Here is a 22,131-nt window from a genome sequence, read left to right on the forward strand (position 1 = left end):
AAATCCCCCTTATTTCACTAAATCAGCGACAAATTTCGGCAACACAAAGCACGCTTTATGCAGCTCTTTCGTGTAATATTTCGTGTCGATATCATGGAAGCGCTCATCGCTTACCGCAAGCGGATCGTATTTTTTCGACCCCATCGTAAACGTCCACATGCCGCTCGGGTATGTCGGGATGTTCGCGATATAAAGGCGCGTAATCGGGAAAATTTCACGTACATCGCGCTGCACCTTACGAATTAAATCCGCTTTAAACCAAGGGTTGTCTGTTTGTGCCACGAAAATGCCGTCCCCTTTTAGCGCTTTCGCAATGCCCGCATAAAAGCCTTTCGTAAACAAATTCACAGCTGGGCCGACTGGCTCTGTCGAATCGACCATGATGACATCGTATTCGTTTTCGCTTTGGGCAATGTGCATAAATCCGTCATCGACTTTTACTTCGACGCGCGGGTCGTCTAGCTTCCCAGCGATTTCTGGAAGGTATTTTTTCGAATACTCGATCACTTTTCCGTCAATTTCGACTAGCGTCGCTTTTTTTACACTCGGATGTTTCAACACTTCGCGAATCACGCCGCCGTCCCCGCCGCCAACGACAAGCACGTTTTCCGGATTCGGATGTGTAAAGAGCGGCACATGGGCAACCATTTCGTGATAGACGAACTCGTCTTTTTGCGTCGTCATGACCATGCCATCTAAAATAAGCATATTTCCAAATTCTTCTGTTTCCACCATGTCAAGTTTTTGGAATTCTGTCTGTTCTGTATGTAAAGTGCGTTTAATTCGTGCTGTAATTCCAAAATGTTCTGTTTGCTTCTCGGTAAACCATAATTCCATCGTTCGAACACCCTTTCTTTTATTCATTCACATGCCTTTATTTTAGCCTTACAAAGAAAAACTAAACATGAAAAAGTATAGAGCAATCTAGCAAAATTTCAAGTAAAAGTTGCTAGAAAAATGTTTAAAATGGGAAAAATCTTTTCATACTAATATAAACAACGATTGATGAGGTGAGGACGTTGGAGCTCATTCCAGGTAGCCGGTTTCGCGGAACAGTCAAATATATTCGGGCGTTCATTTTTATTAGCCTCATCCTCGCCGTTTTATTTGCCGTCTGTATTACCGCCATCATCGCGCTAGCAAAATGGGAAGGCGCGCCGCCATTAGCAGTGCCGCAAACAACCGTGTTTTATGCCGATGACGGCACGAAAATCGGCGAAAGCGATAACGGACAAACGCGCTATTGGGTGAGCCTACACGACATGTCCCCTGTCGTCATCGACGCGACGGTCGCAGTAGAAGATCGAAAGTTTTTTTCGCATCACGGCTTTGATATGAAACGTATCGTCGCAGCGATCATTGCCGATGTCAAAGCGATGCGAAAAGTGCAAGGGGCGAGCACGATCACCCAACAATATGCGCGCAATCTCTTTTTAACGTTAGATAAAACGTGGCTAAGGAAGCTACAAGAAGCATTATATACGATCCGCCTCGAAGTGAACTACAGCAAGCAAGACATTTTAGAAGGCTATTTAAATACCATTTATTACGGTCACGGAGCATATGGAGTGGAAGCCGCTGCCCGTTATTATTTTGGAAAACCAGCGAAACAGCTGACGTTAAGCGAAGCGAGCATGTTAGCTGGCATTCCGAAAGGTCCCTCGTATTACTCGCCATTCGTCAATGAAACGCGAGCGAAACAGCGACAAAAAATGGTGTTACAAGCGATGGTCGAAAGCGGCTATATTAGCCAAAAAGAAGCGGAAAGGGCATACCAAACACCGCTTGTGTACTCGCGCCATCACGAAATCGTTCAAAAACCAATCGCTCCTTATTTTCAAGAGGCCGTGAAATACGTATTGCGGACAAAAGTCGGGCTGGATGAACGAACGATTGAAATGGGCGGATTGCGCGTCTATACATCACTAGACCCGAAGATGCAAACGATCGCTGAGCAACAAATCCAGCAAATCATTGACCCATCATCGGCGATTCAAGCGGCGTTAGTTGCGATGAATCCGCGTACAGGAGAAGTAAAGGCGCTCGTCGGTGGACGAGACTATCACAAAAGTCAATATAACCGAGCCGTGCAAGCCGAGCGGCAGCCAGGGTCAACGTTCAAGCCGTTTCTTTATTATGCAGCAATTAAACAAGGGTTTACACCGTCAACCGAAATGCGCAGCGAACTGACGACGTTTACGCTTGATGACGGCTCGACCTATACACCGCGTAACTATAACAACTACTACGCCAATGATACAATTACGTTGGCGCAAGCGATCGCTTTATCCGACAACGTGTTTGCCGTCAAAACGCATTTATTTATCGGTGAAGAGCAGCTTGTACAAACGGCAAAAAAACTCGGAATTACAAGCAAGCTAAAAAAAGTACCGTCGCTCGCGCTCGGAACGTCGCCTGTCAAAGTGATCGAAATGGTCAACGCCTACAGCATTCTCGCCAACGGCGGCAAAAAAGTCGAACCCGTCTTTATTAAAAAAATTGTCAACTATCGCGGCGAAACGATTTATGAAGCGAAACAAAGCGAGGAGCAAGTGCTCGATCCAGACGCTGCTTTTGTGACAACCGAGTTGATGACAGGCATGTTCGACCCGAAACTGAACGACTACACAACCGTCACTGGGCAAACGATCGCAAATGACATCACTCGCCCTTATGCCGGCAAATCAGGAACGACAGAAACGGATAGTTGGATGATCGGCTATGCTCCACAGCTTGTTGCCGGCGTCTGGACTGGTTACGATCGCGGCGAAAAAATCACGAAAATGGCGGAAAAACAATATGCGAAAAAAATTTGGGTGCAGTTCATGGAGAAAAGCTTGCAAAACGAACCGGTAAAAATGTTTAAACCAACAAAAGGCGTCGTCGGCGTGTACATTAATCCCGACAACGGAAAACTTGCCACTGAAGCATGTCCCGTCAAACGGTTCACTTACTACATCGCTGGCACCGAACCGACCGAATATTGCACCGATCACATACAGAAAAAGAAGAAAAAGAAACCGCCTAAAGACAAGCCGAACAACTGGTTCGAAAAACTTTTTGAATGGTTTTGAATATGGGAATAAGGAAAACCCTCAAGCGATGAACGCTTGAGGGTTTTCCCGTCCTAGTTTTATTGTGTTATGCATGTAGGTTTAGTTTACTCCGTTTCCAAAAAAAGCTCAAGTCCCCACTCGTATACGTTCACAAAACCGTCACACTTATGGATAAATATCCCTATTCTCCCAAACCTGCCTTTAGTTCTGCGCTCGAGCGGTTCCACATCCCGATATCATGTTTCTGTAAAAACGACGCCAACACCCGTTTCGATTTTTCGTCCATATGATCGACGATAATGCGCCGTTTCAACGATTTATCGAGTTTGTTTACATGATCTGGGAGTAATTTATATCCGCGGCGCGCTTCGCGGTCGACCGTCATTTCGCACGCCGTCACGCCGGCATAATAAGGTCCTTCTTCGTTGCGGTCGATCGTCACCCAGACGAGCCAATATGGTTTCCCATTTGGTACTTCGTCGCGGTTTGGCGTAAATTTAATGCCTTTTTCAACGGCGCTCCGCGCATGCATTGCGCCAACATCAACGAACGCTTCGCCGGCATCCACATCGATAATGACTGGTGATACGTTGTCTAAGCTAAGAACGCCGGTGCCGAATCCACCGTGTCCAGCCGTCGGATCGCTTTTAATAATATTAAACCCAATCGGTTTCTTTTTTTGCTCCATCGAACCACCCCTCTAAAAAAAGATTGTTGAAAAGAACGATTGCATCCGGTCAAGCACAAACGGCACCGCCACGTTAAAAATCGGATGAATCGTATACCGATCAAGCGGCGTCAATACGAGAATGAGAAAAATAAGCGCACCGTAATTTTCCCACTGCGTCATTTTCGCCCGCAAATGACGCGGCGCCAAATCTTCGATAATTCGATAGCCATCGAGCGGCGGAAACGGCAACAAGTTAAACACAAACAATAGCGCATTTAATCCAATAAAAATTTGAAAGAACAAATCAAACCCCGCCGCGAACCAGTCCGGAATGATGTCCATGACGCCAAAGCGAACCATGCTGTACCAAGCGAGAAAGCCGATGGCAGTCAAGAGAAGATTGCTGAGCGGCCCAGCCGCTGATACAAGAATCCCCGCTAAACGCGGATTTTTGAAATGATACGGATTGACAGGCACCGGTTTTGCCCAACCAAAGCCAGCCAAAAAAATAAGTAACGTTCCTAACACGTCTAAATGAGCAAACGGCGATAATGTCAAACGCCCTTGATTTTTCGCCGTCGGGTCACCGAACTTATAGGCGACATACGCATGGGCAAATTCATGGACAGAAAAAGCAATCGCCAGCGCCATAAACACATATGGAATTTCACTCAGTGAATACGGTAACAATTGATCCACGCTACAAACCCCTTTTTTTCATCTTTATTACTCAGTATACCACGATTCGCCTGAAAAAGTAGAACTCTCCTATTCGTTTCGTGGTACAATAACAGTGAAACGTCAAACAAGGAGGAATGGACATGCCTTACGTAACGGTCAAGATGCTCGAAGGACGGACAGAGGAACAGAAAAAAGCGCTCGTCGAAAAAGTGACAGAAGCAGTGGCAGAAACAACCGGCGCGCCGAAAGAAAAAATTGTCGTGTTTATTGAAGAAATGTCGAAAAACCATTATGCCGTCGGCGGAAAACGGCTAAGCGACGAATAAAATAAGAAAAGCGGAGAACGGTCCTTGGCGTAGCCAAGGAAACATCCGACGGAAGCGCAAGCTTTCGACGAGACGTGCGTTGCACGTCGACGGAGAAAGCGGGCCGCGGAGGAGGATGTTAGTTCGCAGCTAGACACGAAAAGCGGAGGCGACTGTTCAGCCCCGAAAGGCGTTGGAGGGCCTGCGAGGAGGCTGTCGCCGCCGCAGCAGGATCGAAACGTCCCGAGGGGCTAGAAGCCGCAGCTAGACACGAAAAGCGGAGGCGACTGTCTAGCTCTCGAAGCTAAACGTTCCTCCTCTCCACGTGTTTAGTGATCGAGAGTGTCCTTTTTCGGACACTCTCGACCATTTAAGCCCGGCTGTACACATAGCCGCGCAATTTCTTGATATACGCATACGCCGCTTCAATTTCTTCTTCCGTATAGCGCTGCTTGCTTTTTAACAAAACTATTTTTTCTACTACTTCCTCTTTCGGCAAATGTTCAAAGTAAAGCACCGTCGATACGAGCTCTAAAAACCGCGAATGTTGATTGTTCATATCTTGCAAACAATCTTGTAAATGCGGCATTTCTAGATCGTAATGGCGTAAAAATTGTTCCCCTGCTTCCGTCAACGTATAACGATATTGGACATAGCCGCCCTTTTTCTCTTTCGCTTCATGTAAAAAGCCTAAATTGCAAAGCTCTTCAATGCGCCACGTCAATTCTTCGGAATACGGGCCGTAAAAATGGAAATCAAACTTCTCGTAAAACGGAAATTGCAACTTTTTCGCAATATAAATCATTTTTTGCAGCTTTTTTCGCCCGACGATTTCCCCTGCCGCTGCCAACACCTTCATCACTTTTGCGTGTTCTGTTAACACCGTCGTTCATCTCCTAACCCTCTAATATTTCCATAATCTTTTTCTTTGTCGCACGCTTTGTCGATACATCAGACAGAAAATCGCCTGGAAAATACAGTTTATGGTCCGTTCTCCGCTTTCCAGAAATCGCGTCCACAAGCACGGACTCTCGTGAAAGTTCGCGCAGTTCCCCATTTGGCATTAATAAATAAATCGGCAGCCGCTCGCCTTCCTCCCCCGGCCGGTAAAAGTCATACGGCAAATCAGAAGAAGAGTCAACGACTAAATAATATTCCGGATCGATCCCAGCTTTTTTAAATAGAAGGCGCAGTTCCATCAGCTTTTCCATTTGCTCGTTCGTCGGGCTAAATTCCACATACTTAAATAATCGGCGGTGAACAAAACGGCTGCATAAATCGCGCAAAATCTCATCTTTTTCTTCTTGCCATTGCTGGAAATAATAGAGGATGACTGCTTCATCTAGTTTTAAGTAGTCAGGCAAAGTAACATTGCCTGCAAAGAGAGAATAAAAGTGAATCGGCTCGGTTTGAAACATGTAGCCGCTTTCGTACAATTTTTTCGCCCGATGTAAAATTTTCGTTAAAATCACTTCCGCGCTGCGCGTTACCGGGTGGAAATACACTTGCCAATACATTTGATAGCGGCTCATAATATAATCTTCGACCGCATGCATGCCGCTTCGCTTAATAACGACTTGGTCTTCACGCGGGCGCATGACGCGCAAAATGCGCTCCATATCAAAATTCCCGTAGCTGACGCCCGTGTAATACGCATCGCGCAATAAATAATCCATTCGATCGGCATCAATTTGGCTCGAAATAAGGCTGACCACAAGCTTATTCGGGTACGTTTTCGCAATCACTTCCGCCACTTTTTTCGGGAAGTCATCCCCTATTTGCCGAAGCACCGCATTCACTTCCGTAGCGCCTAAAATAATCGCTTGGGTAAAATCTTCGTGATCGAGACGGAACACTTTTTCAAACGAATGGGAAAACGGTCCGTGCCCTAAATCATGAAGCAATGCCGCGCATAAACATAACAACCGCTCGTTATGATCCCAATGCTCTCTCCCGACAAACACATCGTCGATAATGCGGCGAATAATTTCATACACGCCGAGCGAGTGGTTAAAGCGGCTATGCTCCGCGCCGTGAAACGTTAAATACGTTGTGCCAAGCTGCTTAATGCGGCGCAAGCGTTGGAATTCTTTCGTTCCGATTAAATCCCAAATCAACTTGTCACGAACGTGTATGTATCGGTGAACAGGATCTTTAAATACTTTCTCTTCACTTAATTGCCCTCCGGGATACGCCATTTTATCCCCTCTTCCATTGTGAACATATATCTATTATAAGCCGTTTTGTTAGACAAAAAAACAGTTGAATTTTCCTAAAATATAGAAAAAAATCACCTTTCATCACGAGGAAGGCGATTTTTCAACTCTTTTTCAATTTTTGCGTGATTTTTTCGATCAACTCATCTTCGTTAGCGGCCGAAATCGGGCGATTATTGACAAACGCGAACGATTTTTTCCGGCCCGGCCCGCAATACGATTGGCAGCCGATTTGGATCGTGGCGTTTGGATCTAGTTTTTGCAGCCGAGGCAATAGCGTTTTTAAGTTCGTCGCTTGGCAATCATCGCAGACGCGAAATTCGTTAGCCATCTTGCTTCATCCTTTCCGAATCTTTACGCTAACGTGTATTCTACCGCTTCTCTTTCGACAATGCAAGCGGAGAAAACTTGCAATTTTTCATTCACAAAAACTAAAAAATCGTATAGATTGTTTTATTTTTGTCCATGCTACTACTAATTCATCGTTGAAAAGCGATTCCGTTATACGAAAGGGTGTGCAAGCTATGAAACAACGACAAGATGCATGGACAGAAGAAGATGATTTGCTATTGGCGGAAACGGTGCTAAGGCATGTGCGGGAAGGGAGCACGCAGCTAAACGCTTTTGAAGAAGTAGGAGATAAATTAAACCGGACGTCGGCTGCGTGCGGATTTCGCTGGAACGCCGTTGTGCGCAGCCGCTATGAAACGGCGTTGCAGCTAGCGAAAAAACAGCGGAAGGAACGCCAGCGATTGCTCGGGAAAAACCAGTCCGCTCGAAAAAAATTGCTCTATACTCCGCCTACCCCTTCTCTTAAAGAATTAGGGGAACTTGTGCAATTTCCAGCGACAGAACCAACAGCGCTTACGCTTGATCATGTCATTGCCTTTTTGCAATCATTTAAATCCGATAACGTCCAAGTCGAGGCACTGAAAACAGAAAACGAACGGCTGAAAAAAGAATTGGACGAATTAACGGCGAAAAACGAGGAACTAGAAAAGAAAATTGCTAAACTAGAAGAAGAGTCGTCCGCGATGACGGAAGAATACGAAATGATGCTGCGCATTATGAACCGCGCGCGGAAAATGACGTTGCAAGAGGAAGAAGAACGGCAAACGTTAAAGTTTAAAATGGACAAAAATGGTAATTTGGAGAAAATTGCGGAATAATAGCGGCCTGCCCCCTTATGAAAGGGGCAGGCTTGCTTTTTCATTCCGCTCGACCATTCGCTGCCAATATTGTTCATACAGCGGCCATTCCCGTTCGGTGAGAGAGGATGAATAAAGCTCGGAGCCAAACGAGCGAAGCGTTTGCAATAAACGGAGCATCATATCCGAAATCGTCAGCGGCTCTTGCAATAGCTCAGATAACGACGCCATCGTGGCTGGAACGATGCGCGGATACACAAATTTCGTTTCCGCCCCTTGTAAGCCGCGCTCATAAAATTGGCGAATGATTTCCGCGCGCGCCGATCCGCTGCCGTTGACGCATATATAAATTTGCACGGCCACTCCCCCGCGGACGCGGCGCTGCGAAATCCCCGCAAACTTTTTTCCCGCTATGCTTAAATCATAGCTTCCCGGACAGTACGAGCCGACAATTTCTTTCGCTTCCACCGTGACAGGATAAGAGGAGAGCATCTGTTTCATGAGCTCCCACATCGCTTCATAGCCTTGGTTAATGTCAATCGCTTTCTTGCTTTCGGGCAAAATGAGTGAGACGTTGAGCACCCCTTCATCTAAAACAACCGCAAGCCCGCCGGAATTGCGAACGATGACGCGATAGCCTTGCGCCTCTAAAAACGAAACCCCCTCCTGCAAATACGGAAGCTTCGTATCTTGAATCCCTAACACGATCGTATCGTGATGCACCCATGTACGAACGACCGCATCCGAGCCTCCTTGTCCGACGGACGTACAGAGCGTATCGTCGATCGCAAACGATTGACGAGCATCAAACATTGGCCCAACGTGCGACTGGTCCATAATACGCCATTTCCGCTGCCGCAACAGTTCATGTACCATAAGTCAATCTCCTTGTTGCTATCATTATTTCTATTGTAGCATAAAAAAACAGAGAGACATTGACTCTCTGTCTTCGGCAATCATTGAGACATGGTACTGGCACATCAGTTATTCGAGTCCTAATTTTTTTCTATTGTCTAAATTCAGCTCCCACAATTCGTTAACCGGAACAATAGATTTTGAACGCAACTCAATTTCCTCTCCTTCTGCCCACAAATACGGATAAATAAGTATTCCTTTATCTCCTGTTGCTTTTCTCACCATATCAGACCAGTTCTCCCATTGGAAGGTTTCGTAAAATCTACTTACATCCCCTGTTAATGCCCAATTCACAAAATCAGAATAAGACATATCAAGGTTTTCCCATTCAAGTGTATCTGGTGCAAGATAGAATACATCACCAATATTCCCTTCAAATGCGCCGCCGTTTATTGCAAAAAAACCTCCTACTACGTCATCCGCCACCAATAGCGAACCCGGTAATCTCATACTTTGACCATTTTCGATCTGATTCCAAGTAGCTAAGTTTCTTGGCAAGCGAGAGTCTCCAGAACCTAGAATTCTGAGCCAGCCGTCATTCACTAAAATTCCTCCTGTATAGTAAACGACTGTTCCTAGCAATGATTTCGTTGTAATCTGCAATTCAAGCAAAATTTTTTGATTTTCTTTACTATTTACAGGGAGTAGTTCAACATGGTTTTTTGCATTTTCAACCCATTCATTCAGTATTTTCCAAGTTGATTCAGTTTTATCAAAAAGTTCATTCAATGATTTCATAGATTTTACCTACTTTCCGTTTAGTCATCTATTCGTATTTTTACTTTGGTACCGTCTGGATATTTTTTGAGTTGATGTCCCATATATGAACCTGCCCCCCTATTATCTGATGGAGATATAGATTTAACGCTAGCATCTTTCCCCCCTTCTTTAAACATAGCTGGTGGATATTCATCAAGGTCTTTATCTTTGACTTTTTGATGTCCTTTTAAGGCTTCTTTTCGATTGGTTTTCGCATTCTTACGACTAATAGTTAATGTATCTGGATGCCCATTTTTTATAGCTTCTTCTATATGTTGTGCCGCTTCGGGGTACTTACTTCTTGAAATTACAACTTCGCCTGTTTCTTTTGCTGGTTCCTTAGCCCTCCCTGTCGAAACACCTTCACCCCGACTCATTCGCTGGTACAGTCCCTTAGCACTTTGGACAAAGTTGGAACCTCCCGTTGCCGTCAAAGTGGCTCCATGAGTTGCTCCCACAGCAGCGATGGCAGTAGCAGGCACTCCGACAACGGCTCCTACTCCTGTGGCATTAAGCACCGTGCCACCTGTTCCAACAGCAACGAACCCCGTTGTTTCTACCATTCCCGCAAGCGTCGATACCGCATGTCCTACCATCTGACCTGCTTCATATGCAACAGGATGTTTACTATTGTAAAATCGTTGTTGTACAGCATTCAACGTTACATCCGCCAACGCCGCATCGCCTGCGCCTCTAGCAAATTCCACAGCGCTTTCGATCGGGTGTTTTGAAAACCCATGAATGGATTTTTCGATGTTTTTTCCTACTTGCCGAACCGTTCGCTCAGCGTTTTGTCCTGCATTCATTATACCATGAACATCCTGCTTAGCGGCATGTTCTGCTTTCTTTTCTAGTTGATGCGCACCGCGTTCGATCGTTTTCTCCGTATCTTTGATCTCTTGCCTTATCTTATGTCCGATCGGATGAACCGCTTCGGACACAGCCTTTTTCACATCGTGAACGACGTGCTTTACAGCTTGCTCCGTCTTCTTTTCCGCCTCGTGGAACGCTTTTTGTGCCTTCTCGCTAATATGTACCGTATCTTTCACTGCTTGTTTCGCGGCACGTTCCACTTTCTTTTCGATCTTTTGAACCGCTTTCTCCGCTTGTTTCACCTCGTGGGCAACGTGCTTTCCCATTTGTTCCGCTTTCTTTTCCGCTTGATAAAAAGCTTCCTTTGCCTTTTGGCTAATGTGCACCGTATCCTTCACAACCTGTTTAACCACTGGCTCGACTTTCTTTTCTACTTGCTGAACGGCTTTTTGAATGGTCTTCTCTACTTTTTTGACGTCATTTGCGACATGCTTTACCGTCTGCTCTACCTTTTTCTCGACCATATGTCCTAATTTGCTTAATGAACCCCAAAAAGACATCTCCCCCGCTCCTTTGACTCTGTCCTTTTGTTTAAATAACGTTCGTTGCTAAGCCATAATCAATGAAAAATACGACCCCTTTCCCACATCATCGGATGATGATTGAATAATAAAAAAAAAATATCAATTCTGTCAATAAAAATTTTGGTATATCACCTAATGTTTCACATAAAATAAGAGGTTGCCCCGAAAGAAAAAACTTTCTCGGACAACCTCAAATCATTTTTATAGCTTTCCTTGAACAGTCGCCTCCGCTTTTCTTTATTTACAACGCTTGCGCGGCCGTAATAAGCGCGAGTTTGTACACATCTTCGGCGTTGCAGCCGCGTGATAAGTCATTGACCGGCTTATTCAATCCTTGCAAAATTGGACCAACCGCTTCAAAGTTGCCAAGACGCTGCGCGATTTTGTAACCGATGTTTCCTGCCTCTAAGCTTGGGAAGATGAAGACGTTCGCATCGCCTTGAATGACAGAATCCGGTGCTTTCTTTTTCGCTACCGACGGCACAAACGCTGCATCGAACTGAAATTCCCCGTCGATGACTAAATCTGGCGCCATTTCTTTCGCAAGGCGCACCGCCTCGATCACTTTTTCTGTCTCTTGCGATTTTGCCGAACCTTTTGTCGAAAAGCTTAACATCGCCACGCGCGGTTCGATATCAAACATTTTTGCGGTATTGGCGCTTTCTACGGCAATTTCCGCTAAATCTTGGCTGTCTGGCGCAATATTAATCGCACAATCGGCAAACACATACTTTTCGTCGCCGCGCACCATAATAAAGACGCCTGACGTTTTGCGAATGCCCGGCTTCGTTTTAATAATTTGCAACGCCGGGCGCACCGTATCTGCCGTCGAATGAGCCGCACCGCTCACTAAGCCGTGTGCTTTATTCATATAGACGAGCATTGTTCCAAAATAATTTTCATCTAATAAAATGTTGCGCGCTTCTTCGTTCGATACTTTTCCTTTTCGGCGCTCGACAAACGCAGCGACAAGCTCGTCCATTGCTTCGTATTGTTTTGGGTCAATAATTTCAACGTTCGGAAGCGCTACGCCGAGCTCTGCTGCTTTTTGCTTCACTGCCTCTTCATTGCCAATCACAATTGGGATCAGCACTTGCTCACTCGCCAAACGGCTGACCGCTGTCAAAATCCGTTCGTCCAATCCTTCCGGAAAAACGAGCGTCACCTTTTTCCCTGCTACTTTTTGTTTTAAAATGGAAAATAAATCGCTCACCTGTTTTCCTCCTTCAAAAAATCATCCTACTTACTAGCATACTCTTATCATTTGGAAAAGCAACAAAAGTAACCCCTTACAAACAATAGTCTTTCTATTAAAATAATTCAGTTATTATTATCCCCCGTTTGCTTTTCCGATGCTTTTTCGGCAAACTATGGTATAGTAGAAATAAACAATACATAAGGAGTGAAAACGATGAGTGAAGCAGCATTGACCCTTGAAGGCTGGTATTGCCTGCACGATTTCCGTTCGGTCGATTGGGCGGCTTGGAAAACGCTCACAAACGACGAGCGACAAGCAGCTATTGATGAATTTTTAGCACTAGTAGAAACATGGGAAACAACCGAAGCGGGCAACGAAGGAAGCCACGCGATTTATACCGTCGTTGGCCAAAAAGCAGACATCATGCTCATGATTTTGCGGCCGACGATGGAAGAGTTGAACGAAATCGAAACAGCGTTCAATAAAACAAAATTGGCAGAGTATTTAGTGCCGGCGTATTCGTACGTATCGGTCGTTGAGCTAAGCAATTATTTACCGTCGGACGGAGGCGATCCGTACGAAAATCCAGAAGTTCGCCGCCGCCTGTTCCCGATTTTGCCAAAAACGAAACATATTTGCTTCTATCCAATGGATAAGCGCCGGCAAGGAAATGACAACTGGTATATGCTTCCGATGGAAGAGCGCCGCAACTTAATGCGCGCCCACGGAATGACCGGACGAAAATACGCTGGCAAAGTCGTGCAAATCATTACTGGCTCCGTCGGGTTTGACGATTACGAATGGGGCGTGACACTTTTCTCCGACGATGTACTGCAATTTAAAAAGCTCGTCTACGAAATGCGGTTTGACGAAGTGAGTGCACGCTATGGGGAATTCGGTTCGTTCTTCGTTGGAAACCGGTTGCCAAAAGAAAAAATAGGTTCATTTCTTCACGTATAACGTTTAGGGCGTCGAAAGGACGTCCTAATTTTTTTGTCATAGACCGTTCCTTTTCCCCATATGTATAAAATAAAATCGCTTTTTCTTGTCACCAATTTCCGTTTTTTCAATAGCCTATTATTGTCGAGAAAAAAGACGGGAAGAGGTGACGGAATGGCTGTTGTCGCTTGCAACGATGAAGAAGTAAAACTGCTAGCGAGGTTAATGCGTGCAGAAGCGGAAGGCGAAGGGCGGTTAGGGATGTTGATGGTCGGCAATGTCGGCGTCAATCGCGTCATCGCCAACTGCTTGGATTTTCGTGGACTTCGTTCGATTCGGCAAATGGTATTTCAAAGCCCTGGTGGTTTTGAAGCGACGCAAAAAGGCTATTTTTATCAGGCCGCAAGAGACCTTGATATTCAGTTAGCCCGCCAAGTTATTCGTGGTTGGCGTTACCATCCGGCGACGAATGCGCTTTGGTTTTTTAAACCGGAAGGCGAATGCCCACCGCAATGGTTTAATCAATGGAATGTCGGACGATTTAAGTCGCATTGCTTTTACGCGCCGTCGCCGGACAATTGCCCAAGAGTATATTAAGAGGAGGAGGTTCTCATATGACGTATGAAGAAGAACGCCCACAATATTCTTATGGATATTACCCGCCATACTACCCAACCGCTTATCCTTATTCTCAACAAATGACCCCGTATCAACCAACGACTACACCTGGTTTTAGCATGCAACCTATAGCAACACAACCGCCAACAACTAGTCCACCAAGCGCAGGGATGTTACCGCTTGAACAATCGTACATCGAAAACATTTTACGCCTAAACAAAGGAAAAATCGCGACAGTATATATGACGTTTGAAAATAACCGCGAGTGGAATGCGAAAATCTTTCGGGGAGCGATTGAAGCTGCTGGACGCGACCATTTAATTTTAAGCGACCCGCAAACAGGAAAGCGATACTTACTGCCAATGATTTACCTCAACTACGTGACGTTTGACGAAGAAATTGCTTATGAGTATCCATATGCTGGCGGCGCACCTGGAATGAGTTCGTACGCACCGCGCTAAGACAAAGAGGGCATCCTGCCCTCTTTATTGTTTGAACGCCACGTACGCAACGAGCGCCCACGCGATTAAAAACGCCACCCCACCGAACGGCGTAATTGCCCCGAGCGGTTTAATTTGCGTGACGCTTAACACATATAAACTTCCTGAAAACAAGATAATCCCTGCCACCATCATCCATCCGGCCGTAACAAGTGTGCTAGCGTTCGGCCATTTTGCTAATAAAAGCGCAATCACAAACAACCCAACCGCATGAAACATTTGATAATGTACCGCTGTTTTCCAAATGTCTAAATAGCGGTCGGGAATTTTCCCTTCCAATCCATGTGCGCCGAACGCGCCAAGCGCCACTGCTAAAAAAGAAGCGATTGCCCCAAGCAAAACGAATACTTTCACTCTTCATCTCTCCCTTGTTAAAAATCTAACAACGACGTGCCATTGGCATCGTCGCCGATGTCTAGCTTCTTCGGTAATGCGGTTTCCTGCACTACGGTTGTCGCCATTTTTTCTTCTAAAATAAGGTCGCAAAGCACACGAACAGCAGCGACATGTTCTCGCATTTGCCGTACGTCGCTTTGTTGCGCCTGCTCCACGAGCGCCGCCATTTTCGCTAAAATCACCGTTACCGATACGTCCAAAACGTTTTCACTCCCATCTTTCTTTTCACGCTGATTCAATGGTATTCTATATATGGGAACATTTCAAGCTGGACGCGCTTTCGACGGAGGGAAAAAACGATGAAGCGAGCATGGTGGAAAGAAGCAGTAGTATATCAAGTATATTGGCGCAGTTTTTACGACTCTAACGGAGACGGGTACGGCGACTTGCAAGGGGTCATTGAAAAGTTAGATTATATAAAGCACCTTGGCGTCAATGTCATTTGGCTTAATCCGTGCTATGAGTCGCCGGACAAAGACAACGGCTACGACATTGCCGACTACTATCGCATCATGGAGAAAGCCGGAACGATGAAAACGTGGGAAACGTTGCTTGACGAAGTGCATAAGCGCGACATGAAACTCATCATGGACCTTGTCGTCAACCATACGTCCGACAAACATCCGTGGTTTATCGAGTCGCGGTCATCGAAAGATAATCCGAAGCGCGACTGGTATATTTGGCGCGACAAGCCGAATAACTGGCGTTCGTACTTCACTCCGTCCGCATGGGAATATGACGAAGCGACCGGTCAATATTACTTTCATTCGTTCGCGGTGGAACAACCAGATTTAAACTGGAAAAACCGTGAAGTGCGCGAAGAAATTTATCAAATGATGCGCTTTTGGCTCGATAAAGGCATTGACGGATTCCGATTGGACGCAATTGCCCTTCTCGCCAAACCAGACGGGTTTCCTGACGCAGCTAATCCATACGACATTCGCTATTTAACAAACAATCCAGGGCTGCACGACTATTTGCGAGAAATGAATGAACAAGTATTCAAGCATTATGATATTTTTACCGTCGGCGAAGTCGCGTTCGTGTCGCCAGAAGAAGGGCTGAAATATGTCGCAGAAGATCGCCATGAATTGCATACGCTGTTTCATTTTGAAGTGTGTGATGAAATGCCGAGTTGGGATCCGCTTCGGTTTAAGCAAATTCAACAGCGTTGGTATGATGCGCTATGGGGAAAAGGCTGGAACTCGCAATTTTTAAACAACCACGACCATACGCGCCAAGTGACGCGCTATGGAAACGACAAACAGTACCGCGTTGAATCGGCGAAACTGCTCGGGACGATGGTGCATACGCTCCCTGGCACGCCGTACATTTACCAAGGCGAAGAAATCGGCATGACCGGCGTTCGCTTCCCTTCGATCGATGACTATAACGACATTGCGATGAAAAACAAATATGCGGAAGAAGTCGCGAAAGGGCGCGACCCAGAAGAAGTGCTTCAAAGCCTTCAGCCGTTAAGCCGCGACAATTCACGCACACCGATGCAATGGGATGACAGCGAAAATGCGGGCTTTACGACCGGAACGCCGTGGATAAAGGTGAATCCGAACTATAAAGAAATTAATGTGAAACAAGCGTTAGAAGATCCGAATTCCGTTTACCATTATTACCGAAAGCTCATTCAATTGCGCAAAACACATCCTGCAATGGTATACGGTACGTTCCATGACTTTACAGCAACAGAACCGTATATTTACGCGTATACGCGCGAACTAGATGACAACCGCCTGCTCATCGTGCTGAATCATTGCGACGAACCGAACGACTACGAACTTCCGTCGGCGTTATCTGCCTATGCGCGTGAACTTTTGCTTGGCAACTATGCGGATAGTCAAGAAACAGGCGCTATGTTGCATATGCGGCCGCACGAAGCGCGCATTTATCAACTCATCTAAACCAAAAGGTGTCCCGACCGTTATGGGGCACCTTTTTCTGAACTTGCTATTTCCTCAAAACGAACCAACTGCTCTTTTTTTCCAAATACAATGATTAAATCACCCGCTTGCAACACTTCGTCGGATGATGGGTTGCTAATGATTGCATTGCCGCGTTGAATGGCGACAACGGTGACGCCGTAGCGAGGGCGAATTTCACTTTCCCGTAACAATCGGTTTGCTAGCGGAGAATGTGGGGATAGACGAATTTCTTCCAATGCAAATTCTTCTTCATGGTCATGGAAAATCGTGTCGACATAATCAACGCTGACAGGCTTTAAAATCGTCATCGCCATGCGGCGACCGCTTAAAAAAGACGGATTAATCACTTTATCCGCACCGGCGCGCCGAAGCTTTTCTTCTGTCTCCGGCCGTTCCGCCCGCGCGACAATTTGGATGTTACGGTTTAATCCTTTCGCCGTTAGCGAAATAAACACATTATCCGCATCTGCCGGCAATGCGGCGACTAGTCCTGCGGCACGCTCAATTCCTGCTGCTACCAACACCTCATCTTCGGTCGCATCTCCTTCGATATAAAGGAGCGAGTCGTCTGCTTCTAGCCGTCCTACATTTTTCTCCACGACGACGACATGCGTCCCATTTTTCAACAATTCCCGCACGACTTGTTCCCCAACGCGACCAAATCCACATACGATAATATGATTGGACAACGAATCAATTTTTTTCCGCATTTTTCTCCTCCGCACCGTTTTGGAAAATTCCCCTTCCATCATCATCGAGGCGACTGCCCCTGTCGCATATGTGACGATGCTAATGCCAACCGGAATAATGAGTAGAGCAAACAGCTTTCCGTAAAACGTTTGCGGCACCGTATCGCCGTACCCGACCGTCAAAATGGTCACGACCGTCAGCCATAGTGCATCGAAAAACGAAAGATGTTCCGAAAGAATAAAGCCAATCGTCCCTGCACCAATCGCTAATCCCATCGCCAAAATAGATAAGAAAACAGGTTTGGATGACCGCATAACCATCTCCTTATGATTGCTTCGCTGCAAATTTTAAGCACGTGGTGCCAGAAGATTGTTTGACGACAACAGACGGCAACGCTGCGCTTTTAAAGTTATATGCACGACAGCCGCGCGGAAATTGCCGATCCCATGTAATATAAAAATGTTGACAGCGGCAACAGTTTACTCGCTGTTCACACGTTTTCGATTTGCCAGTCAATCGGCTCCCTCCCTGTTTGTGTTAAAAAGGCGTTCGTTTTCGAAAACGGGCGGCTGCCGAAAAAGCCGCGGGCAGCGGAAAACGGGCTTGGGTGCGGCGCTTCAATAATATAATGGCGCGAATTCGTAATGAGGTCTTTTTTCGCTTGCGCATGCCGTCCCCATAAAAGAAAGACGACCGGTTCTTCCTTTTCGTTTACTAATTGAATCACGCGGTCGGTAAAGTACTCCCATCCTTTTCCCTTATGTGAGTTTGCTTCCCCCCGCCTTACCGTTAAAACGGTGTTTAACAAAAGTACCCCTTGTTGCGCCCATTTCACTAAATAGCCGTTGTTCGGAATGTAACATCCGAGGTCATCATGCAGCTCTTTAAAAATATTAAGCAGCGAAGGCGGCAACGCCACCCCTGGCTTTACAGAAAAGCTTAATCCGTGCGCTTGATTCGGGCCGTGGTACGGGTCTTGTCCTAAAATGACGACTTTCACTTGTTCGTATGACGTATAATGAAGCGCATTAAAAATATCGTACATATCCGGATAAATCGTCCGCGTCCGGTACTCTTCTTTTAAAAATTCCCTTAGTTTTATGTAGTATGGTTTGGTGAATTCTTCTTGCAATAAAGGAGCCCAATCGTTTTTTAGCACGCTCATTGCTTCCACTCCTTTCTAACATAAAGGCTACCCTGCTTATAGGATAGCCTTTTCTTTCTTAAAATTGAATTTTTTCTTCTAAAAAGCTTTTTAATTCGGCAATCGGTACGCGCGTCTGTTCCATTGTGTCGCGGTCACGCACCGTCACCATCCCGTCTTGTTCGGAATCAAAGTCATACGTAATGCAAAACGGTGTGCCGATTTCGTCTTGGCGGCGGTAGCGTTTGCCGATCGAGCCGGACTCGTCGTAATCGACCATGAAATGTTTCGCCAAATCGGCAAACACTTGCCGTGCTCCTTCCGACAATTTTTTCGAGAGCGGGAATACGGCCGCTTTGTATGGTGCAAGCGCTGGATGCAAGCGCATGACGGTGCGCGTCGTTCCGTCTTCAAGCGCCTCTTCTTCATACGCGTCAATCATAAACGCTAACGTGACGCGATCTGCGCCAAGCGACGGTTCAATGCAATACGGGATGTAGCGTTCGTTCGTTTCTTGGTCGATATAGTGGAAGTCTTCGCCCGAATGTTCCATATGCTGTTTTAAGTCATAGTCGGTGCGAGACGCAATACCCCATAGTTCGCCCCAGCCGAATGGAAACTTATATTCAATGTCGGTCGTCGCGTTGCTATAGTGCGACAATTCTTCTTGCGAATGGTCGCGCAAACGAATGCTATCTTTTTTCATTCCTAACGATAACAACCATTGCTCACAAAACTGTTTCCAATAGTCAAACCATTGCAATTCTTCGCCTGGTTTGCAGAAAAACTCGAGTTCCATTTGTTCAAACTCGCGCGTCCGGAACGTAAAGTTGCCTGGCGTAATTTCGTTGCGGAAGCTTTTTCCGATTTGCGCAATTCCGAACGGAAGTTTTTTGCGCATCGTCCGCTGTACGTTTTTAAAGTTGACGAAAATGCCTTGCGCCGTTTCTGGACGTAAATAAATTTCGTTTGCGCTTGATTCGGTGACGCCTTGGAACGTTTTAAACATTAAATTAAACTGACGGATGTTCGTGAAATCTTGGCTGCCGCAATCTGGACAAGCGATGTTATGCTCTTTAATCAGCTCTTCCATTTTCGAAAATGGCAGTCCGTCGACGACCATTTCGATTCCTTTCGCCTCTAAAGCGTTCTCGATGAGCTTATCGGCGCGATGGCGCGCTTTACATTGTTTACAGTCGATCATCGGGTCGTTAAAGTTGCCTAAATGACCGGACGCTTCCCACGTTTTCGGGTTCATTAAAATCGCTGCATCTAAGCCGACATTGTACGGCGATTCTTGCACAAATTTTTTCCACCATGCACGTTTAATATTGTTTTTTAATTCTGTCCCTAACGGACCGTAATCCCACGTGTTCGCTAATCCACCGTAAATTTCCGAACCTGGAAAAACAAAGCCGCGATGTTTCGCGTGGGCAACAATTTGTTCCATTGTTACTGACATCTCTTTTCCTCCTTCAGCTTTTTTTCAAACAAAAACGCTCTCGTCCTTAGGCCGTTCGCCTAGGGACGAGAGCGTAACTCCCGCGGTTCCACCCTAGTTGATGCAACATGCATCCACTTTTCATGCGCAACTCTGGAGCGCCGTTTCATTGACCGTCTTCACCAGGCTTCCACCATCCCCGGCTCGCTTTCGAAGAGAGGGGCAACTACTATTCATCCGTCATCGTTGCAATATCATATTTTGCTATTTATCATAACAAACTCCAAAAACGCTCGTCAATGGCATCGTGAAATTTTTTACAGACGGTGCAACCGCGACACAATTGGTGTTCCGTCCCAAATGACCTTGCTTGGCGCTTTTCGCTTCGCCACCTCCGGATCTTCTAAAAGTAGCCAAAAATTTTTCGTTGGCAAATTACCAAGACCGTGCTTTTCAGAGAGTCGGTCTAAATACATTTTCCGCTTGTCATTCATCTGTCGCGACAAATGGTCTCCTTCGTTCGAAAAGGCGTATAAGACGCTAGCGACGGCGACGCGTTTGACGCGGAAGGACGCGGACACTCGCAAGAAAAAATCCCAGTCCCAATAGTTGTTGACGTATGGGTCAAAGTAACCGATTTTTTCATGAATTTCCCGGCGATAGACGCTGCCAGACGGGACGTACGTCGAAAATTGGCGCATCGCTTCTCGGTCATCGTCGTAAGCGAACAAAAACCGCTTCGTCGGGATGCGCTGATTGTTCTCGACGCGGTAATGGAAAATTTCAACATCAGAATAAACGAAATCGGCATCGGCTAGCTCTAACACCATCCGCTCTACATGGCAAGGAAGCAATAAGTCATCATCGTCACAAAGCATAATGACGTCGCCTTTTGCCGCTTTAACGCCAATGTTGCGCGCCTCAACGTGCCCGACATTTTCCGCACAATGAATCAGCTGAACGTCTAGTTCTGGATAGAGCGCGACAATGTCGTCGACCCGATCGCCGCCGTCGTTTACGATGATGATGTCCATCTTAGCATACGTTTGTCTACTTAACGATTCCAACAGCTCCGCCAACGGATACGGTCGGTTAAATGTTGGGATGACTATCGAAACGAACTGCACGTATCCCACCTACCCTGTCATTTGTTTGCGCGACGAAGAAAGAACGAGTTCTTCGAGCGCCCCTGACGCCAGCAAGACGCCGATGACGATGAAGAGAAAGCCGAACCATTGTACCAAATGAATCGTTTCTCCTAAAAATAATGCAGACGCAACGAGTGAAAAAAACGGCGATAAATTGATAAAAACAGCCGCTTCCGAAGCACCGAGACGTTGAATGGCACGGTTGTAAATCATTTGCCCTAGCCCGCTCGCCACAACAGCCGAGGCGAAAAAGACGAACCAGATTGACCCGCTGCCTTTCGTAAGCTGCAACAGACCGCCCTGTTCCGTCGCCACCCCAATCACAAACAACACGGTTGACCCCATCAGCAACATCCATGCCGTAAGAGCAACGACATCGACGGTTTGGGCAAGTTTCTTAATGAAAATAAAGCTCATCGCCTGCGTCAACACGGCGCCAACAATATATACATCGCCAATAGAAACCGCGCCGATTTTCGCCGAGCTGTGCGTCACGATAAAGACAACCCCTGTAAAGCCTAAAGCAATGCCGATGAGTTTCCACAGCCGCAGCCGGTCGCGCAATAAAACCGACGCAAACAGTGCGGTCACAAGCGGCGACATGCCTAAAATAATGCCGGCATTGGAGGCGGTCGTCTTCGTTAACCCGTTGGCTAAAAAATAATGGTGGCCGACGACGTTGCATAGCCCAACGAGAAAGACAGCCGCCATTTGCCGAGCGGTCAGCCGAAACGATTGCCGCATGACAGCCAGCACAACAAACACCGTCAGCGCCGCGCCAAACAGCCGAAGCGCCGTAATCGTAATCGGCGTAAACGCATTGACCAATAGTTTAATGGCGACGACATTGCCGCCCCAAATGATCATTACAAAGACAAGCGAAACATACGTCCATCCCTTACTCATCGAACCTACCTTCTTTGCAAAAAAATAAAGGGAAAGAGCAATAATAATAACCGTATCGCTCCTTCCC

The 22,131-nt window shown here is 46.3% G+C and carries 25 protein-coding genes; 7 read left to right on the plus strand and 18 right to left on the minus strand.

The window, feature by feature from the left end; all coding sequences use genetic code 11:
• Nucleotides 1–9 precede the first annotated feature (9 nt).
• Nucleotides 10–837 carry a polyamine aminopropyltransferase gene (speE, locus tag M4I42_RS00580; RefSeq protein ID WP_268850327.1) on the minus strand — a complete coding sequence of 276 codons (828 nt, stop codon included), beginning with the start codon at nt 835–837 and terminating at the stop codon, nt 10–12.
• A gap of 182 nt (nt 838–1,019) precedes the next feature.
• Here speE and M4I42_RS00585 point away from each other — a divergent pair, with 182 nt between their 5' ends.
• A complete protein-coding gene (locus M4I42_RS00585; RefSeq protein WP_268850328.1) occupies nt 1,020–3,074 on the plus strand; it encodes a transglycosylase domain-containing protein in 2,055 nt (684 codons plus the stop codon).
• Nucleotides 3,075–3,237: 163 nt separating this feature from the next.
• On the opposite strand, the gene M4I42_RS00590 is transcribed toward M4I42_RS00585, so the two are convergent.
• Nucleotides 3,238–3,744 (minus strand): YwhD family protein, encoded by a 507-nt coding sequence (locus M4I42_RS00590; protein ID WP_268850329.1) that lies wholly within the window; start codon nt 3,742–3,744, stop codon nt 3,238–3,240.
• A 12-nt stretch (nt 3,745–3,756) separates the two neighbouring features.
• Nucleotides 3,757–4,425, minus strand: a complete 669-nt coding sequence (locus M4I42_RS00595) for a site-2 protease family protein (RefSeq protein WP_268850330.1) — start codon at nt 4,423–4,425, stop codon at nt 3,757–3,759.
• Between the two features lie 122 nt (nt 4,426–4,547).
• Here M4I42_RS00595 and M4I42_RS00600 point away from each other — a divergent pair, with 122 nt between their 5' ends.
• Nucleotides 4,548–4,733 (plus strand): 2-hydroxymuconate tautomerase, encoded by a 186-nt coding sequence (locus tag M4I42_RS00600; protein ID WP_243643016.1) that lies wholly within the window; start codon nt 4,548–4,550, stop codon nt 4,731–4,733.
• Nucleotides 4,734–5,082: 349 nt separating this feature from the next.
• On the opposite strand, the gene M4I42_RS00605 is transcribed toward M4I42_RS00600, so the two are convergent.
• The 3 genes from M4I42_RS00605 to M4I42_RS00615 form a co-directional block, all read right to left on the minus strand.
• Nucleotides 5,083–5,595 (minus strand): YwgA family protein, encoded by a 513-nt coding sequence (locus tag M4I42_RS00605; protein ID WP_268850331.1) that lies wholly within the window; start codon nt 5,593–5,595, stop codon nt 5,083–5,085.
• A gap of 13 nt (nt 5,596–5,608) precedes the next feature.
• Nucleotides 5,609–6,910, minus strand: a complete 1,302-nt coding sequence (locus tag M4I42_RS00610; RefSeq protein ID WP_268850332.1) for an HD domain-containing protein — start codon at nt 6,908–6,910, stop codon at nt 5,609–5,611.
• A 121-nt stretch (nt 6,911–7,031) separates the two neighbouring features.
• Nucleotides 7,032–7,259, minus strand: a complete 228-nt coding sequence (locus M4I42_RS00615; RefSeq protein ID WP_268850333.1) for a DUF1450 domain-containing protein — start codon at nt 7,257–7,259, stop codon at nt 7,032–7,034.
• A 193-nt stretch (nt 7,260–7,452) separates the two neighbouring features.
• On the opposite strand from M4I42_RS00615, the gene M4I42_RS00620 reads away from it, so the two are divergent.
• The gene (locus tag M4I42_RS00620; RefSeq protein ID WP_268850334.1) at nt 7,453–8,097 is read left to right on the plus strand and encodes an RsfA family transcriptional regulator; all 645 of its coding nucleotides are present in this window, start codon (nt 7,453–7,455) and stop codon (nt 8,095–8,097) included.
• Nucleotides 8,098–8,112: 15 nt separating this feature from the next.
• Here M4I42_RS00620 and M4I42_RS00625 read toward each other — a convergent pair whose 3' ends face one another.
• From M4I42_RS00625 to pta, 4 genes are all read right to left on the minus strand, one after another.
• A complete protein-coding gene (locus M4I42_RS00625; protein WP_268850335.1) occupies nt 8,113–8,952 on the minus strand; it encodes a lipoate--protein ligase family protein in 840 nt (279 codons plus the stop codon).
• A gap of 108 nt (nt 8,953–9,060) precedes the next feature.
• Entirely contained in the window at nt 9,061–9,729 is a 669-nt protein-coding gene (locus M4I42_RS00630) for a DUF2625 family protein (RefSeq protein ID WP_268850336.1), read from the minus strand.
• A 20-nt stretch (nt 9,730–9,749) separates the two neighbouring features.
• Nucleotides 9,750–11,123, minus strand: coding sequence for a NucA/NucB deoxyribonuclease domain-containing protein (locus tag M4I42_RS00635; RefSeq protein WP_268850337.1), 1,374 nt, complete (start codon nt 11,121–11,123; stop codon nt 9,750–9,752).
• Nucleotides 11,124–11,388: 265 nt separating this feature from the next.
• On the minus strand, nt 11,389–12,360 hold the full coding sequence (pta, locus tag M4I42_RS00640; protein ID WP_268850338.1) for a phosphate acetyltransferase: 972 nt from the start codon (nt 12,358–12,360) through the stop codon (nt 11,389–11,391).
• Nucleotides 12,361–12,558: 198 nt separating this feature from the next.
• On the opposite strand from pta, the gene hemQ reads away from it, so the two are divergent.
• The 3 genes from hemQ to gerQ all read left to right on the plus strand — a co-directional run bounded on the left by hemQ (nt 12,559) and on the right by gerQ (nt 14,363).
• Entirely contained in the window at nt 12,559–13,305 is a 747-nt protein-coding gene (gene hemQ / locus M4I42_RS00645) for a hydrogen peroxide-dependent heme synthase (protein ID WP_268850339.1), read from the plus strand.
• Nucleotides 13,306–13,458: 153 nt separating this feature from the next.
• Nucleotides 13,459–13,881, plus strand: a complete 423-nt coding sequence (locus tag M4I42_RS00650) for a cell wall hydrolase (RefSeq protein WP_183183232.1) — start codon at nt 13,459–13,461, stop codon at nt 13,879–13,881.
• 17 nt (nt 13,882–13,898) lie between these two features.
• Nucleotides 13,899–14,363 (plus strand): spore coat protein GerQ, encoded by a 465-nt coding sequence (gene gerQ, locus M4I42_RS00655; protein ID WP_268850340.1) that lies wholly within the window; start codon nt 13,899–13,901, stop codon nt 14,361–14,363.
• A 24-nt stretch (nt 14,364–14,387) separates the two neighbouring features.
• On the opposite strand, the gene M4I42_RS00660 is transcribed toward gerQ, so the two are convergent.
• A complete protein-coding gene (locus M4I42_RS00660; protein WP_268850341.1) occupies nt 14,388–14,756 on the minus strand; it encodes a DUF423 domain-containing protein in 369 nt (122 codons plus the stop codon).
• Between the two features lie 17 nt (nt 14,757–14,773).
• Nucleotides 14,774–14,998, minus strand: coding sequence for a YwdI family protein (locus M4I42_RS00665; RefSeq protein WP_268850342.1), 225 nt, complete (start codon nt 14,996–14,998; stop codon nt 14,774–14,776).
• A 99-nt stretch (nt 14,999–15,097) separates the two neighbouring features.
• Between M4I42_RS00665 and M4I42_RS00670 the strand changes: the two genes are divergently transcribed.
• On the plus strand, nt 15,098–16,714 hold the full coding sequence (locus M4I42_RS00670; RefSeq protein ID WP_268850343.1) for a glycoside hydrolase family 13 protein: 1,617 nt from the start codon (nt 15,098–15,100) through the stop codon (nt 16,712–16,714).
• A gap of 20 nt (nt 16,715–16,734) precedes the next feature.
• Here M4I42_RS00670 and M4I42_RS00675 read toward each other — a convergent pair whose 3' ends face one another.
• The 6 genes from M4I42_RS00675 to M4I42_RS00700 form a co-directional block, all read right to left on the minus strand.
• Nucleotides 16,735–17,739 (minus strand): potassium channel family protein, encoded by a 1,005-nt coding sequence (locus tag M4I42_RS00675; protein WP_268850344.1) that lies wholly within the window; start codon nt 17,737–17,739, stop codon nt 16,735–16,737.
• Between the two features lie 10 nt (nt 17,740–17,749).
• Nucleotides 17,750–17,941, minus strand: a complete 192-nt coding sequence (locus M4I42_RS00680; protein ID WP_268850345.1) for a uracil-DNA glycosylase — start codon at nt 17,939–17,941, stop codon at nt 17,750–17,752.
• Complete coding sequence (locus tag M4I42_RS00685; RefSeq protein ID WP_268850346.1) at nt 17,916–18,590, minus strand: uracil-DNA glycosylase; 675 nt, start codon at nt 18,588–18,590, stop codon at nt 17,916–17,918. Before M4I42_RS00685 ends, M4I42_RS00680 begins: the two co-directional genes overlap by 26 nt.
• A gap of 58 nt (nt 18,591–18,648) precedes the next feature.
• Complete coding sequence (locus M4I42_RS00690) at nt 18,649–20,031, minus strand: glycine--tRNA ligase (protein ID WP_268850347.1); 1,383 nt, start codon at nt 20,029–20,031, stop codon at nt 18,649–18,651.
• 296 nt (nt 20,032–20,327) lie between these two features.
• Nucleotides 20,328–21,137, minus strand: coding sequence for a glycosyltransferase family 2 protein (locus M4I42_RS00695; protein WP_442864056.1), 810 nt, complete (start codon nt 21,135–21,137; stop codon nt 20,328–20,330).
• Nucleotides 21,138–21,146: 9 nt separating this feature from the next.
• The gene (locus M4I42_RS00700) at nt 21,147–22,064 is read right to left on the minus strand and encodes a DMT family transporter (protein WP_268850349.1); all 918 of its coding nucleotides are present in this window, start codon (nt 22,062–22,064) and stop codon (nt 21,147–21,149) included.
• Nucleotides 22,065–22,131: the final 67 nt, after the last annotated feature.

The organism is Anoxybacillus sp. J5B_2022 (assembly GCF_026847645.1).
GTDB lineage: Bacteria > Bacillota > Bacilli > Bacillales > Anoxybacillaceae > Anoxybacteroides.

Coding starts and splice junctions, on each gene's coding strand:
- M4I42_RS00635 (WP_268850337.1), bottom strand. CDS start 11,123: ATGTCTTTTTGGGGTTCATTAAGCAAATTAGGACATATGGTCGAGAAA.
- M4I42_RS00630 (WP_268850336.1), bottom strand. CDS start 9,729: ATGAAATCATTGAATGAACTTTTTGATAAAACTGAATCAACTTGGAAA.
- M4I42_RS00670 (WP_268850343.1), top strand. CDS start 15,098: ATGAAGCGAGCATGGTGGAAAGAAGCAGTAGTATATCAAGTATATTGG.
- M4I42_RS00625 (WP_268850335.1), bottom strand. CDS start 8,952: ATGGTACATGAACTGTTGCGGCAGCGGAAATGGCGTATTATGGACCAG.
- M4I42_RS00600 (WP_243643016.1), top strand. CDS start 4,548: ATGCCTTACGTAACGGTCAAGATGCTCGAAGGACGGACAGAGGAACAG.
- M4I42_RS00590 (WP_268850329.1), bottom strand. CDS start 3,744: ATGGAGCAAAAAAAGAAACCGATTGGGTTTAATATTATTAAAAGCGAT.
- gerQ (WP_268850340.1), top strand. CDS start 13,899: ATGACGTATGAAGAAGAACGCCCACAATATTCTTATGGATATTACCCG.
- M4I42_RS00650 (WP_183183232.1), top strand. CDS start 13,459: ATGGCTGTTGTCGCTTGCAACGATGAAGAAGTAAAACTGCTAGCGAGG.
- M4I42_RS00610 (WP_268850332.1), bottom strand. CDS start 6,910: ATGGCGTATCCCGGAGGGCAATTAAGTGAAGAGAAAGTATTTAAAGAT.
- M4I42_RS00685 (WP_268850346.1), bottom strand. CDS start 18,590: ATGAGCGTGCTAAAAAACGATTGGGCTCCTTTATTGCAAGAAGAATTC.
- M4I42_RS00615 (WP_268850333.1), bottom strand. CDS start 7,259: ATGGCTAACGAATTTCGCGTCTGCGATGATTGCCAAGCGACGAACTTA.
- hemQ (WP_268850339.1), top strand. CDS start 12,559: ATGAGTGAAGCAGCATTGACCCTTGAAGGCTGGTATTGCCTGCACGAT.
- M4I42_RS00675 (WP_268850344.1), bottom strand. CDS start 17,739: ATGCGGTCATCCAAACCTGTTTTCTTATCTATTTTGGCGATGGGATTA.
- speE (WP_268850327.1), bottom strand. CDS start 837: ATGGAATTATGGTTTACCGAGAAGCAAACAGAACATTTTGGAATTACA.
- M4I42_RS00690 (WP_268850347.1), bottom strand. CDS start 20,031: ATGTCAGTAACAATGGAACAAATTGTTGCCCACGCGAAACATCGCGGC.
- M4I42_RS00700 (WP_268850349.1), bottom strand. CDS start 22,064: ATGAGTAAGGGATGGACGTATGTTTCGCTTGTCTTTGTAATGATCATT.
- M4I42_RS00620 (WP_268850334.1), top strand. CDS start 7,453: ATGAAACAACGACAAGATGCATGGACAGAAGAAGATGATTTGCTATTG.